Annotated in this window: 8 protein-coding genes; 1 reads left to right on the forward strand and 7 read right to left on the reverse strand. The window is 73.3% G+C overall.

Annotated elements, in window-relative coordinates; genetic code table 11:
* Positions 1-491: 491 nt before the first annotated feature.
* Entirely contained in the window at positions 492-3,398 is a 2,907-nt protein-coding gene (locus JIX56_RS11745; RefSeq protein WP_443032034.1) for a nucleotide-binding protein, read from the forward strand.
* Positions 3,399-3,516: 118 nt separating this feature from the next.
* Here JIX56_RS11745 and JIX56_RS11750 read toward each other — a convergent pair whose 3' ends face one another.
* The 7 genes from JIX56_RS11750 to JIX56_RS11780 all read right to left on the reverse strand — a co-directional run bounded on the left by JIX56_RS11750 (position 3,517) and on the right by JIX56_RS11780 (position 14,492).
* A complete protein-coding gene (locus JIX56_RS11750) occupies positions 3,517-4,470 on the reverse strand; it encodes a bifunctional riboflavin kinase/FAD synthetase (protein WP_257539945.1) in 954 nt (317 codons plus the stop codon).
* A gap of 143 nt (positions 4,471-4,613) precedes the next feature.
* The gene (locus JIX56_RS11755) at positions 4,614-8,585 is read right to left on the reverse strand and encodes a serine protease (RefSeq protein WP_257539947.1); all 3,972 of its coding nucleotides are present in this window, start codon (positions 8,583-8,585) and stop codon (positions 4,614-4,616) included.
* A 280-nt stretch (positions 8,586-8,865) separates the two neighbouring features.
* Positions 8,866-9,780: a tRNA pseudouridine(55) synthase TruB gene (gene truB, locus JIX56_RS11760; protein ID WP_257539949.1), complete on the reverse strand. Its 915-nt coding sequence runs from the start codon at positions 9,778-9,780 to the stop codon at positions 8,866-8,868.
* Positions 9,777-10,223: a 30S ribosome-binding factor RbfA gene (gene rbfA / locus JIX56_RS11765; RefSeq protein WP_257539951.1), complete on the reverse strand. Its 447-nt coding sequence runs from the start codon at positions 10,221-10,223 to the stop codon at positions 9,777-9,779. The genes truB and rbfA overlap by 4 nt, the downstream gene beginning before the upstream one ends.
* 61 nt (positions 10,224-10,284) lie before the next feature.
* Positions 10,285-10,578 (reverse strand): DUF503 domain-containing protein, encoded by a 294-nt coding sequence (locus JIX56_RS11770; RefSeq protein ID WP_055543214.1) that lies wholly within the window; start codon positions 10,576-10,578, stop codon positions 10,285-10,287.
* 323 nt (positions 10,579-10,901) lie between these two features.
* On the reverse strand, positions 10,902-14,048 hold the full coding sequence (gene infB / locus JIX56_RS11775) for a translation initiation factor IF-2 (protein WP_257539952.1): 3,147 nt from the start codon (positions 14,046-14,048) through the stop codon (positions 10,902-10,904).
* Between the two features lie 147 nt (positions 14,049-14,195).
* The gene (locus JIX56_RS11780; protein WP_257539954.1) at positions 14,196-14,492 is read right to left on the reverse strand and encodes a YlxR family protein; all 297 of its coding nucleotides are present in this window, start codon (positions 14,490-14,492) and stop codon (positions 14,196-14,198) included.
* Positions 14,493-14,602 lie beyond the last annotated feature (110 nt).

Raw genomic sequence — 14,602 nt, forward strand, 5'->3', positions numbered from 1 at the left:
CGGGGGGCGTTTCTCCGGGCGTCGGTTCCGTGACGTCTCCGCCCGCGCCGCCGGTCGGTCCTCCCGTCGACATGACCGGCGGGTCCGGTGCCGCCGCTTCGGGTGGCACGTTTCCGTCCCCCTGGCCGCCGGTGGCCGCCGTGCCCGAGGCCGACGGCGACAGTGGGGACATCGAGAGCGGCGCGACCATGCGGATTTCCGCTGTCGCGTTGAAGCGTGAGATCTCGGATGCGGCTGCGGCTGCGGCCGAGGGCGCGTCCGACTCGGGGGCTGATGCGGGCACGGGTGCGGGTGTGGGTCCGGATGCAGGTGTGCCCGCGGGTGTTGCTTCCGGTGGGGAAGTCGGCGCCGGCGATTTCGAGTTGAACGCGCCGCAGGTGGAGGGCGGAGAGCCTACCGCCGCTGCGCCCGATGCCGGGTCCGTAGCCGGTGGCGGCGACAGTGACAGTGCTGGTGACAGCGACGGTCTTCCTGCGGGAGCCGAGGCTCCGGTGCAGGGGCAGGACAACACCGGCGCCGCCGTAACCGATGCCGCTGCCGCTGCCGCCGTCGAGCAGCCCGGTGACCCCGCCTCGTCCGGCGAGGGGCAAGGCGCAGAGGACAGCAACGGTCAGGGCAGTGGGGGCGATGCGGCAGCCGAGGGTTCGGCTGCCGCGGAGGTGTCCGGCGAGGCCCCTGCCGCTGCGGGCGAACAGCCCGGCGGCGGCGCCGCGAACCCGGACGCCGTCTCCGACGAGGGGGAGCCGACGGATGCCGCCTCCCAGGAGGCCGTTCCCCAGGGTTCCGTCCCGCAGGACACCGCGCCCCAGAGTTCCGTCCCGCAGGACACCGCGCCCCAGAGTTCCGTCCCGCAGGACACCCCGTCCCAGGGCTCTGACCCCCAGGACGCCCCATCCCAGGGCGCCGTCCCGCAGGCCGTCACGCCTCCTCAAGCTCAAGGCGTCGCTCCGCAGAGCGCCGACTCTCACAACGCCACCCCTGACGCCGCCAAGCCCGTCGACGCCGCCCCGCAGACCAGCACGCCTCAGCCCGGCCCGCCTCAGGACGCCACGCCCGTCCCGCCCGCCGCACCCACTCCGGGCGCCCCCGGTGGCGTACCGCAGACGCCCCCCGCCTGGACGCCGCCGGCGCCGCAGGGTGGGCTTCCGCCGTTGCCGCCCGCGTACCAGCCCGCCGAGCCCGCAGCCCCCGCCCCGGGGGCGCAGTGGCCCCCGACCGCGCCGGCGTACCCCGAGATGCCCGGTCAGCAGCCGGCGGCCGCGCAGGGCGAGCCGTCCGTGCCGCCGCAGCAGCCGTTCCACCCGCAGGCTCCTCAGGGCGCTCCCGCGGCCTGGGGCAACCCGGTCGACGCCGCCCCCGGCGCCCCCAACGCCTCCGGTACGGCGGCCGGCCCGACGCCCCCGCAGGCCCCCAACGCCCCCTCCCCCGCCGGTTACGGCTTCCCGCACCCCGGTGCACCGGTACCCCCACAGCCACCCATCCCCCAGCAAGGCGGCTACGGCTTCCCCCAGCCCCCTGCCCAGCCCGGACAGCCGGGCCACCCCGGCGCCCCCGCTCCCGCCGCGCCCCCAGCCCAGCCCACCCCCGGTTACGGCTTCCCGCACCCCGGCGCACCCGTACCCCCACAGGCACCCATCCCCCAACAGGGCGGCTACGGCTTCCCCCAACCCCCGGCCCAGCCCGGGCAGCCGGGCACGCCGAACACACCGAGCGCCCCCACGCCCCACCCCAACACCCCGCAGGCCCCTACTCCCCAGGCCGGCTACGGCTTCCCGCACCCCGGCGCCCCCGCCACGCCCGGTACCCCCACCCCCCAGGGCCCGCCCAACTCCCCTACCCCCCAGAGCGGCTACGGCTTCCCCCAGCCCCCCGCCCAGCCCGGCCAACCCGGCCAACCCGGACAGCCCGGCCAGCCGGAGCACCCAGGCCACCCGGGCCAGCCGCAACCCCCCTTCCCCGGTCAGCCCGGTCAGCCCGGACACCCAGGCCAGCCCGCACAGGCCGCCCACCCCGTCCAGCCCGCAAACGCAGCTCACCCAGACCACCCGGGGCACCCGGGACACCCGGGCAACCCCGGCGGTCACCCCCACCCCCCCGCCCCCATCGACCCCCGCACCGGCGCGGCCTGGCCCCAGCCGGTCCAGCACGACCAGCGCCAGCCCACCAACCCCGGTGTGGCGCCGCTCGGTTACACCGCGGCCGTCGAGCTCTCCTCCGACCGGCTGCTGAACAGCAAGAAGCAGAAGCAGAAGAGCAGCCGTCCGGCGTCGGGCGGCGGGCTGTTCAAGCTGGGTGGGAAGAAGGAGGAGGCCGAGCGGCAGCGGAAGCTGGAGCTGATCAGGACGCCGGTGTTGTCCTGCTACCGCATCGCGGTGATCAGCCTCAAGGGCGGCGTCGGCAAGACGACGACCACCACGGCCCTCGGCTCCACGCTCGCCACGGAGCGGCAGGACAAGATCCTCGCGATCGACGCCAACCCGGACGCGGGCACCCTCGGCCGTCGCGTGCGGCGCGAGACCGGGGCGACCATCCGCGACCTCGTCCAGGCGATCCCGTACCTCAACTCGTACATGGACATCCGGCGGTTCACCTCGCAGGCGGCCTCCGGGCTGGAGATCATCGCCAACGATGTCGACCCGGCCGTCTCCACGACGTTCAACGACGAGGACTACCGGCGCGCGATCGACATCCTCGGCAAGCAGTACCCGATCATCCTGACCGACTCGGGTACGGGTCTGCTCTACAGCGCGATGCGCGGCGTGCTCGACCTCGCCGACCAGCTCATCATCATCTCGACGCCGTCCGTGGACGGTGCGAGCAGCGCCAGTACGACGCTGGACTGGCTCTCCGCTCACGGGTACCAGGACCTGGTGGCCCGTTCCATCACGGTCATCTCCGGGGTGCGCGAGACCGGCAAGATGATCAAGGTGGAGGACATCGTCTCCCACTTCGAGACGCGCTGCCGCGGTGTCGTCGTCGTCCCCTTCGACGAACACCTGTCCGCGGGCGCCGAGTTGGATCTCGACATGATGCGGCCGAAGGTGCGGGAGGCGTACTTCACGCTCGCCGCGATGGTCGCCGAGGACATCGCCAGGCACCAGCAGTCGCACGGCCTGTGGACGTCGGACGGCAACCCGCCGCCGGTGGTCGCCCCGCCGATGCCGGGTCAGCAGATGCCGGGTCAGCAGCCGTACCCGCAGCAGCAGGGCCAGCCGTACCCCGGCCAGCCCCAGCCCTACCCGGGCCAGCCGTACCCCGACCAGGCCCCGCAGCCCTACGGCCACCCCGGCCAGCCGGCCCCGGGTCAACCCGCTCCGGGTCAGCCGTACCCGCCGCAGCAACCGCAACCTCCGCAGCAGGGGCAGCAGCCCTACCCGCCGGCACCGCCTCAGCAGTAGCCGCACAGGGCAGTAACCGCACACGGCACAGCGAAAGGGCCCGTACCGTTCACGATCCACGAACGGTACGGGCCCTCAGCACGTCCAGGCCCGTCGGGACACATCCAGACCTCGGGAGCTACTCCCCCTCATACGCCCCGATCAGCTCCCGGCACCTCTTCACGTCCTCCCCCATCGCCACGAGCAGCGCGTCCAGCGAGTCGAACTTCGCCTGTCCGCGCACGAAGGCGAGGAAGTCGACGGCGACATGGAGGCCGTAGAGGTCGAGGCCGACGCGGTCGATGGCGTACGCCTCGACCGTGCGCTCGGTGCCGTCGAACTGTGGGTTCGTGCCGACGGAGATCGCGGCCGGCATGGCCTCGCCGTCGACGTGCAGCCAGCCGGCGTAGACGCCGTCGGCGGGGATCGCGGTGTGCGGGAGGGTCTCGACGTTGGCCGTCGGGAAGCCCAGTTCGCGGCCGCGCTGGGCGCCGCGTACGACGACGCCCTCGACGCGGTGGGGGCGGCCGAGGATCTCGCGCGCGCCCTCGACATCGCCCTCGGCGACCAGCCGCCGGGTCAGGGTCGAGGAGAAGGGCTGCCCGCCGCCGGCCTCACCGGTGACGAACAGGTCGACGACCTCGACCTCGAAGTCGTACGTCTTGCCCTGCTCGGCCAGGAACGCCACGTCTCCGGCGGCCTTGTGGCCGAAGCGGAAGTTGGGGCCCTCGACGACGGCCTTGGCGTGCAGCTTGTCGACGATCACCTTGGCGACGAAGTCGGCCGGGGACAGCCGCGAGAACTCGGTCGTGAAGGGCAGGATCAGGACCGCGTCCACGCCGACCTCGGCCATCAGTTCGGCACGGCGGTGGTGCGGGGCGAGCAGCGGCGGGTGGCTGCCGGGGCGCAGGACCTCGCTGGGGTGCGGGTCGAAGGTGACGGCGACGGAGGGAACGCCCAGCTCACGCGCGCGCTCCACGGCGTGCCGGAGGATCAGCTGGTGCCCGCGGTGCACCCCGTCATAGGAACCGATGGTGACGACGCTGCGTCCCCAGTCCTCGGGGATGTCCTCCAAGCCACGCCAGCGCTGCACTGTGACCGCTCCTCGTCGAACCCGTGTCCGTATTGACGCTTACCTTGCGCAGGTCTAAGGGTGCCATGCCCGATGGCCTCGGCCCGCATCGGCATCCGGGCTGTGACCCTGAGCACGGAAGCGAAGCCCTTCTGGAAACCGTCTCACGCGGGCACCCGCACCCCCGACACGCCCGCCAGGTTCTCGATCATCCGCCGTGTGCTCGGCCCGACGACCGCCGCCCACTCCTGCGGCGTGCCGCTGAGCCACCCAGCCACCAGCCCCGCGAAGCCCGGCACCTGGCGGGCCAGATCGACGAGCGCCCAGTCGAAACGGGTGGCGCCCTCGGGCGTTCGGACGAGCAGCATTCCGACCCGGTGGACCAGCAGCCGGGTGGCCGTGGTGTCCGCCGCGTCGGCTGTCACTCCGCGCGCGGCGGCCGCCCGCAGCAGCGCGTCCAGGACGGACGGGTCCCGCTCGGTCGCCATCAGCAGATCGAGCAGTTCGCGCCGCAGCGGGCCGGAGGCAGCGGTGCCGGGCTCGGCGAACACCGCCGCGAGCGCTGCCCTCACCTGGACCGGTCCGTCGGCGATGAGCCCGCTGACCAGCGGGAACAGTACGGCGCGGGTGCCCGGCCCATGCTCCAGCCGCCGGTCGACGTACGCGGCCACATGACCGGCCACCTCGGGGCGCAGTTCGACGACCTCCCGCACGAGCGTGGTGACGCGGCGCGCGAGGCCGGGCGTGGTGACCTCGGCGAGCGTGCGCAGGGCCTCCCCGACGGAGCCGTCAGAGCCGTCAGAGCCCTCGGAGCCGTCGGAACCGTCGGCGCCCGGTGTCCGCAAGCGCATGCGGAAGGCGTCGAGAACCGGGTCGGGGTGGGTGGCGAGGGCAGTGACCAGGGCGCTCGCGGGCAGCTGCGGGTCCCCGGCCGCGAAGCGTTCCAGCGCCTGCGGCAGATACCGGGACCTGGTTCGCGGATCCCGTACGAGCAGGGCGAGCGCCCCGCTGTGCAGGGTGACGTCGGCGGGGCGGCCCAGCAGGGCGAGGGCCGCGTAGCGGAGCAGCTCGCGGTCTGCCTCCGTGCGCGCATGGGGAGCGGCCCGCAGCCCGTACGCGAGCGCCGCGACCCGCCGCGCCGGGCGCTCGTCGTGCGCCCACCGGTCGACGGCCCGGCACACGGCCGAGGGCTCCTCCTCGGACAGTACGGCGAGCAGTTCGTCGCCCCGCCGGTGCGCGCTGTCGACCAGTACCTCGGTCAGGTCGTCCAGGGCACACCGCCGATGCGTGTGCAGCAGCGCCTGCGCGGCCGTCGCCACCGTGGCGCCCGGGGTCGCGTCCAGCGGACTCTCGTCGTGGAACCAGCGGGTCAGATGCGGTTGTACGGCGGTGGGGTCGGCAGCGAGGAGACGGGAGACCACGTCCAGACAGCGGGGCCCCTCGCCGGTGGCCGGGTCGGCGACGACGAGGCGTCGCAGCAGGTCGAACCGTTCCGCCTCGGGCAGCGGCAGTGCCGCCCAGAAGTCCGGTCCGAACTCCCCCGGCACACCCCGGCCCTGGGCCCGCCAGGCCCCGATCCGCTCGGTGAGGAACCGCAGCACCCGGCTGTACGGCGTCGCGTCGGGCACCCGCGACAGCACGTCGGCCAGGAGGTGCGTGGCCCACCAGGTCGGGTCGTCGGGCGGAGCGCCGCCCGGCGGCAGCAGTGCGTCGAGGGCGTCGAGCAACTCCTCCAGGCGCCCGGCGAGTTCGTTGGGGCCCTGCTGCCGGCCGAGGAGGAGCAGTGCGTGGACGACGGGACCGATGCGGTGGCGCGGCACGGGGAGGTTGCGGGTGGCCCGGCGGGCGTGCCGGCGGACGCGGGCCTCCGACGGCATCGTGCCCCAGCCGCGCCGCGCCTCGGCCTGCGCGACCCAGCCCCGGTGCACCAGCGCGTGCAGGGCCGCGTCGAGGTCCAGATGCGCGCCCTGGATCCAGTCGGCCAGTTCCTCGTGGGCGAAGCGGTAGCCGTCGCCCGCCGGGACGAGCAGTCCCTCGGTGAGCACGGCCGAGGCCCAGCCGGTGGTCCCGCCGAGGCGCCTCCCCGGCACCGGCCCCCACGGGAACACCGCCTCGAACGCCGCCCGGTCCAGCTCCCCCTGCCCGGGCCCGAGACACCGCCGCGCCGCCTCGTGCACCTGCCCGGAGACCTGCGCCGCGAGCCGCCGTACGGCCGTGCCCCGCACCCCGTTCACCGCGGCGAGCCGCACGGCGACGCGCAGGCACATCAGGTCCAGGTAGGCGGCCAGCACGTCCTCCCGGCCGGGTCGGCCCGAAGCCCCGGCGGATGCCGCCGCCGTACCGGACGGGGATGCCGCCGTACCGAAGGCGCCACCGGACGGAGATGCCGCCGCACCGGCGCCCCCTACCGAGGCCCCCTCGGCAGCCCTCCGCGAGGACCCTGGCCCGTCGTACCCCGGCCCGTCGTACCCCGCCCAGCCACCGCCGACCGTGCCACCCCCGGCCGTGCCCCCTCCGTGCGCGCAACCCCCGGCCGCACCGCCCTCATACGCGCCACCCCCATACGCACCCCCGCCGGGCGGCCCGGCGAAGGCGCCATCCTCGCCGGGCCGCCCGTCCGGAGCCTCCGGCAGCGCCGCCCGTACCTCCGACAGGAGCCGCAGGGTGAGCGGATGCCGGGCGTCGGCGGCGGAGAGCGCGCCTTCGGGAATCCCGTACCGCAGGCGGGCCCGACGGGCCTCCCCCTCCGTCAGGTCACCCAGCCGCACGCAGGGAGGCAACACCTGCCCGTCTTCGTCGTGCCCCTCCCCACCGGGCGCGCTGCCGTGCAGCAGCTCCGCCGGGAACTGCGCCCCGGCCCACTCCCAGTACTCGGCGCGACAGGCCATCACGAGCCGCGCCCCGTTCTCCCGCAGCCACTCCACCGTCCCGGCGGTCCATTCGGCCAGCCGGTGCGCGAGCGTGGGCGGCAGTTCCTCGGGCCCGTCGAGAAGCAGCAACAGCGGCCGCCCCTCCTCGCCCGCCAGCCGGGCGAGCCGCTCCGGCCGGATGTCCCCCAACTCCCCGTCGTACCGCCCGGGAAGCGACGACGGCTCCGCACCGACCGGGCTCTCGCCGGAAGCTCCCGAAGCCGCCACGATCCGGCCCGCCCGCTCCAGCGCGCGGCGCGCCGCGTCCGCCACGGACGAGTCGTCGGCCAGCAGGTCGGCGCCGCGCAGCCACAGCGTGGGCGCGGGCTCGGAGCCTTGGCCGCGCCTGGCGGCCAGGGCGGCCAGTTCCGTCGTACGGCCGCTGCCGGGTGGGCCGACGAGGCCGAGCACGGTGGCCGGGCCTTCGGCGAAGGCGGCGAACTCCCTGACGACCCCGACCCGTTCGACGGGGTCGGTACCGGCCGCCGCGACGGCCCCGGTGCTCGCCCCCGGCCCGTCCGACCCCACGGTGGTGGCGGTGAGCTCCAGTACGCCCGCCAGGTTCAGGTCGGTGCCGTACGCGGGCACGGTCGCCGCGTTGCGCGCGAGGAGTTCGGCGAGCGGCTGCTCGGCCCGCCACCCGCGCAGGGGTACGGCGAAGCCGGTGGTCCGGTGCTGTGCCTCCAGGGCCGTGCCGAGGACACCCACCACGGCCCCGGTGGTCATGTCGAGCACGGGTCCCCCGGCCGCTCCCCCGCCCAGCCGCAGCGCCTCGCTCCCGGCCGTGCCGATCGCCAACTCCAGGGCGTCGCGCAGCAGATGGAAGCCGTCGGTCGCGGTGTACGTGACGTCCGCCGTGCCCAGCACCCGTGCCTCGCGCCAGCCGCCGGCCGCGATCCGGACGTACGCCCCCGTCTCGATCCCCTCCCGTAGGGCGAAGGGCAGCGGGTCCACGCACAGCCCCTCGGTGCGGATGAGGGCAAGGTCGAGGGCGGGCAGTGGGGTCACCGCGTCGGAGGTCACCACACAGACGCGGTCGGCGGTGGCGTGCAGCACGATCCTGGCCAGTCCGTCCACCGCCTCGTGGCTGGTGACGACCGTGCCGTGGTGATCGGCCACGAAGCCCGTGCCGCGCGGTCGTCCCGCCAGATCGCCGACCCGCACCAGGACTTCGTCCCGTGCGGCCCGGCGGCCGTCGTCGGTCGCCCGACGGCCCCGTACCGCCATGTCCTGACCTCCCCGTCGTACCTCTGTTCCGACGGTAGGCACGTGAAGATCAGCGGAACAGATCACCCGGCGAAAGCGCCCCCTTCCGCTCCCTCGGTTCACTCCGAGCGCCTGCACGAAGGGGTGAATAGCCCCGGGCAGATGGATACACCTCTGTGTGGGGGAACCGAGGGGGGACCGTGGAGCGGCGGGAACAGCCCCGCCGCTCCGCCGGGCCCGGCCGGTGAGCACCGCGCGCCCCCAAAAAGGCCCGCAGTGCCCCACGCCCGAAAGGCCGTCCTCAGCCGAACACGGCCAGGCTCTTCGCCTTGCCCTTCTCGTTCTCCACCAGGGCCAGGAAGCGGCCGGTGGGGTCGAAGACGGCGACGGCGCCGCGGCCGCTGTACTCCTCGGGCATCTCCAGGCGTACGCCGTTCAGCAGCAGCCGCGCCCGCCGGTCGTCCACGTCCCAGCGGGGGAACGCGGCCGTGGCGGCCTCGGCGACCGGCATCACCGTCAGCTCCTCCTGGAGCTGGTCGAGGGTCCGGGCGGAGTCCAGCTTGTACGGCCCCACGCGCGTCCGGCGCAGTGCGGTGAGGTGGCCGCCGACGCCCAGGTCGGCGCCCAGGTCGCGGGCGAGGGCCCGGATGTACGTCCCGGAGGAGCACACCACCGACACCACCAGGTCGAGGACCGGGGTGCCGTCCTCGGCGACGGCGTCCCGGACGTCGTAGACCGCGAAGGACGAGATGGTGACGGGCCGGGCGGGAATCTCGAAGTCCTCGCCGTCCCGGGCCCGCTTGTACGACCGCACGCCGTCGATCTTGATGGCGCTGACCTTGGACGGCACCTGCATGATCTCGCCGGTCAGCTGGGTGATGCCGGCGTCGACGGCGTCGCGGGTGACCTTCGACGCGTCGACCGACGCCGTGATCTCGCCCTCGGCGTCGTCGGTGACCGTCGTCTGCCCGAGCCGGATGGTCCCCAGGTACTCCTTCTCGGTGAGCGCGAGGTGACCGAGCAGCTTGGTCGCCTTCTCCACGCCCAGGACGAGCACACCGGTGGCCATGGGATCGAGCGTGCCCGCGTGCCCGACCCGCCGGGTGCGGGCGATGCCCCGCATCTTGGCGACGACGTCGTGCGAAGTGAAGCCCGACGGCTTGTCGACGATGACAAGGCCGTCGGGCGTGGTGGTCTTCTGGCGCTGCTGGGTCATTCGGCGGCGTCGTCCTCGTCCTCGTCCGGCTTCCGGTACGGGTCGGCTTCACCGGCGTACTGGGCGCCCGAGGCGCTCTCGCGCACCTTGGCATCCGAGGACCGCGCCTTGTCGAGGAGGTCCTCGATCGTCTTGGCGGTGTCCGGGAGGGCGTCGGCCACGAACGTGAGCGTCGGCGTGAACTTCACCCCTGCCGCCCGGCCGACTTCGGAACGGAGGATGCCCTTGGCGCTCTCCAGCCCCGCGGCGGCGGCCGCCCGCTCCTCGTCGTCCCCGTACACCGTGTAGAAGACGGTCGCCTCCCGCAGGTCCCCGGTCACCCGGGTGTCCGTGATGGTCACCTGTGAGCCGAGCCGCGGGTCCTTGATCCCGCGCAGCAGCTTCTGGGCCACCACCTCTCGGATGAGGTCCGCCAGCCTCTTGGCACGCGCGTTGTCGGCCACTGGTCCGTCTCCTAGCTCGTTCTGCGTTACTGCTGGTTCTTGAATTGTCTCTGCGGCCCGGTCAGTCGTCGTCGCCGTGCAGGCGCCGTCTCACCGAGAGCAGTTCCACCTCGGGCCGCCCGGCGACCAGCCGCTCGCACCGGTCGAGTACGTCCGTCAGATGCCCCGTGTCGCCCGAGACCACGGCCAGTCCGATCACGGCCCGGCGATGCAGATCCATGTGGTCGACCTCCGCCACGCTCACCGCGAACTTGCGCTGCAGCTCGGCCACGATCGGACGGACGACGGAGCGCTTCTCCTTCAGCGACCGTACGTCGCCGAGCAGGAGATCGAAGGACAGAGTCCCCACGTACATGTTGTAACCGGTTCACCCGCCGGTACGGGATAGATGGCCTCCCCCCGTAGCCGGGCGGGGACATCAGAACCGTACATCGGCTTGGTGGCACGGCTCGACGGGATATCGGCGCCTTCGAGCTCGGGAGCCGGGGTCGTGTGGCGGCTGCGGGACGGTGGGGCTGGTCGCGCGGTTCCCCGCGCCCCTAAAAGCCAGGGGTGACCCCAAATGCCTTTAGGGGCGCGGGGAACCGCGCGAAGGGGGTCTGGGGGCGCAGCCCCCAGAAACGGCCACACCGGCCGGGGGTGAACAGGTCACCCCCGGCCGGCATGAACCACCGCTGGTTACGACCGCGGCTTCTCGCGCATCTCGTACGTCGCGATGACGTCGTCGACCTTGATGTCGTTGAAGTTTCCGAGGTTGATACCACCCTCGAAGCCTTCGCGGATCTCGGTGACGTCGTCCTTGAAGCGACGCAGACCGGAGATGGTGAGGTTCTCCGCGATGACCTTGCCGTCGCGGACGAGGCGCGCCTTGGTGTTGCGCTTGACCTCTCCGGAGCGGACCAGGACACCGGCGATGTTGCCCAGCTTGGACGACTTGAAGACCTCGCGGATCTCCGCCGTGCCGAGCTCGACCTCCTCGTACTCCGGCTTGAGCATGCCCTTGAGGGCCGCCTCGATCTCCTCGATGGCCTGGTAGATCACCGAGTAGTACCGGACGTCGACGCCCTCGCGCTCCGCCATCTGCGCCGCGCGGCCCGCAGCGCGGACGTTGAAGCCGATGACGATGGCGTCGGAGCCGGTCGCCAGGTCGATGTCCGACTCGGTGACCGCACCCACACCGCGGTGCAGGACGCGGATGTCGACCTCTTCGCCGACGTCGAGCTGGAGCAGCGAGGACTCGAGAGCCTCCACCGAACCGGACGCGTCGCCCTTGATGATGAGGTTGAGTTCCTGCACCAGACCGGCCTTGAGGGCCTCGTCCAGGTTCTCCAGGGAGAACCGGACTCCGCGCCGGGCGAAGTTGGCGTTGCGCTCACGCGCCGCGCGCTTCTCGGCGATCTGACGGGCCGTACGGTCCTCGTCGACGACGAGGAAGTTGTCGCCGGCGCCCGGGACGTTGGTGAGACCGAGGACGAGGACCGGGGTCGAGGGACCCGCCTCTTCCACGTTCGCGCCCTTGTCGTCGAGCATCGCGCGGACACGGCCGTAGGCGTCGCCGACCACCATGGTGTCGCCGACCCGCAGGGTGCCTCGCTGGACCAGGACGGTCGCGACGGCGCCGCGGCCACGGTCGAGGTGGGACTCGATCGCGATGCCCTGCGCGTCCTGCTCCGGGTTGGCCCGCAGGTCGAGCGAGGCGTCCGCGGTCAGGACCACGGCCTCCAGCAGGGAGTCGATGTTGAGACCCTGCTTGGCGGAGATGTCGACGAACATCGTGTCGCCGCCGTACTCCTCGGCCACCAGACCGAACTCGGTGAGCTGACCGCGCACCTTGGTCGGGTCCGCGCCCTCGACGTCGATCTTGTTGACCGCGACCACGATCGGCACACCGGCCGCCTTGGCGTGGTTCAGCGCCTCGATCGTCTGGGGCATCACACCGTCGTTGGCCGCCACCACGAGGATCGCGATGTCGGTCGACTTGGCACCACGGGCACGCATGGCGGTGAACGCCTCGTGACCCGGGGTGTCGATGAAGGTGATCCTGCGCTCTTCGTCGTTGACCTGGGTCGCGACCTGGTACGCACCGATGTGCTGCGTGATACCGCCGGCCTCGCCCGCGACGACGTTCGTCTTGCGGATGGTGTCGAGGAGGCGGGTCTTACCGTGGTCGACGTGACCCATGACGGTCACGACCGGCGGACGCGGCATGAGGTATTCCTCGCCGCCCTCGTCCTCGCCGAACTCGATGTCGAAGGACTCGAGCAGCTCGCGGTCCTCCTCCTCCGGGCTGACGATCTCGACGACGTAGTTCATCTCGCCGGCGAGCAGCTGGAGGGTCTCGTCGGAGACGGACTGCGTGGCAGTGACCATCTCGCCGAGGTTCATCATCACGGCGACGAGCGACGCCGGGTTGGCGTTGATCTTCTCCGCGAAGTCGGTGAGGGACGCACCGCGCGACAGGCGGACGGACTGTCCGTTGCCGCGAGGCAGCATCACGCCGCCGACCGACGGGGCCTGCATGGCCTCGTACTCCTGGCGCCTCTGCCGCTTCGACTTGCGACCACGACGCGCGGGACCGCCGGGACGGCCGAAGGCGCCCTGCGTGCCACCACGGGCACCCGGACCACCGGGACGACCGCCGAAGCCGGGACGGCCACCGCCGCCACCGGGACCACCCGGACGACCGGCGAAACCGCCACCGCCGCCACCGGGACCACCCGGACGACCGGCGAAACCGCCGCCACCGCCACCGGGACCGGCCGGACGACCGGCGAAACCGCCGCCACCCGGACGACCGCCGCCGCCACCGGGACCACCGGGACGACCGCCACCGCCACCGGGACCGCGGCCACCGGGGCCACCGCCGCCGGGACGCGGGCCGGCAGCCGGACGCTGCGGCATCATGCCCGGGTTCGGACGGTTGCCGCCGGGGCCACCGCCGGGACGGGGAGCCTGCGGACGGGGCATGCCGCCCGGAGTGGGACGGGCACCGCCCGGACCGCCCTGGGGACGCGGAGCGCCACCGGGACCGCCCTGCGGACGGGGAGCCTGGCCGGGGGCCTGCGGACGCGGACCGCCGCCCTGGGCGCCACCGGGGCCGCCGGGCCGGGGAGCGCCACCCGGACGGGGCGCCTGCGGGCGTCCCATGCCGGTGGAGCCGCCGGAGGTGAAGGGGTTGTTACCCGGACGCGGACCGGCCGGACGGGCACCGCCCGGCTTGGGCCCACCGGCGCCACCCGAACGCTCGGGACGCTGACCGCCGGGCCGGGGTGCCTGACCGCGGTCGCCACGGTCGTGGCCACGCTCCTGGCCGGGACCACCGGGACGCTCGGAACGCTGACCACCGGGGCGCGGCGCACCGGGGCCGGGACGGGCGCCCGGACGCGGGGCCGAGGGAGCCGATGAGGCGGCCGGAGCCGACGGGGGTGCCTGGAACTCGGGCACGCTCGGGGCCGGGGAGGCCGGAGCGGGCTTCGGCGCAGGCGGCTTGGGGCCCGGCGTCGGGCGCGGACCCGGGGCCGGAGCGGCGGGCCGCTCGGCGACGGGCGGCTTCGGCGCGGCGGGACCCGGACGCGGGGCGGCCGGACGGGCGGCCTGCGCGGGAGAGGGTGCCGCCGGACGGGCCGGGGCAGCCTTGCGGGGAGCGGCGGGCTTGCCGCCCCCATTGCCCTGCTGGAGGGCGTCAGTCAGTTTGCGTACAACGGGCGCCTCGATCGTCGAGGACGCCGAACGGACGAATTCACCGAGCTCTTGGAGCTTGGCCATGACGACCTTGCTCTCAACCCCGAACTCCTTGGCGAGTTCGTATACCCGGACCTTAGCCACTTCGCTCCTTTTTAGGTCCGGGTGCGTCCGGACCGTCGCTACTTCATGGGCGTACTCATCGCGTGCTCATCGAGTGCTCATCGCAATCTCGACCTACTTCCAACTCGCGGAATACCAGAGCCGTACGGAGGTTCCGTACGACACGTCTTACGGTGTTGCCTGCTCGGCAACTGTTGTCTGCTCCACGTATCGGCGCAACGCCTTTGTGTCGAGCGCTCCCGGGGCACGCAGCGCCCGCGTGAACGCCCGGCGGCGAACGCCCAAGTCGAGACAGACCTGGGCGGGGTGAACGTACGCACCCCGGCCGGGCAGCGTACCGCGAGGATCGGGGACGCATTCGTCCTCGATCGCCACGACCCGCAGCAGTTCGGTCTTGGCCGCTCGCTGCCTGCACCCCACACAGGTGCGTTCAGGGCATGCGCGGGCGCGCGTCCGGCCAGACACTGGTAAGTCTACCTCCCCGCACCGACCTCACCCCTTTGGGGCAAAAATCGAACGGTTGTTGTCGTGATCCAAGCGACCTGCGGCTTGGATCTATTCCCCGGCCGCCGGTA

The sequence above is a fragment of the Streptomyces sp. CA-210063 genome (assembly GCF_024612015.1).
GTDB lineage: Bacteria > Actinomycetota > Actinomycetes > Streptomycetales > Streptomycetaceae > Streptomyces.

Bases quoted from the DNA above. Each gene is read 5' to 3' on its own strand.
- JIX56_RS11770 (WP_055543214.1), bottom strand. From the start codon at position 10,578: ATGTACGTGGGGACTCTGTCCTTCGATCTCCTGCTCGGCGACGTACGG.
- truB (WP_257539949.1), bottom strand. From the start codon at position 9,780: ATGACCCAGCAGCGCCAGAAGACCACCACGCCCGACGGCCTTGTCATC.
- JIX56_RS11755 (WP_257539947.1), bottom strand. From the start codon at position 8,585: ATGGCGGTACGGGGCCGTCGGGCGACCGACGACGGCCGCCGGGCCGCA.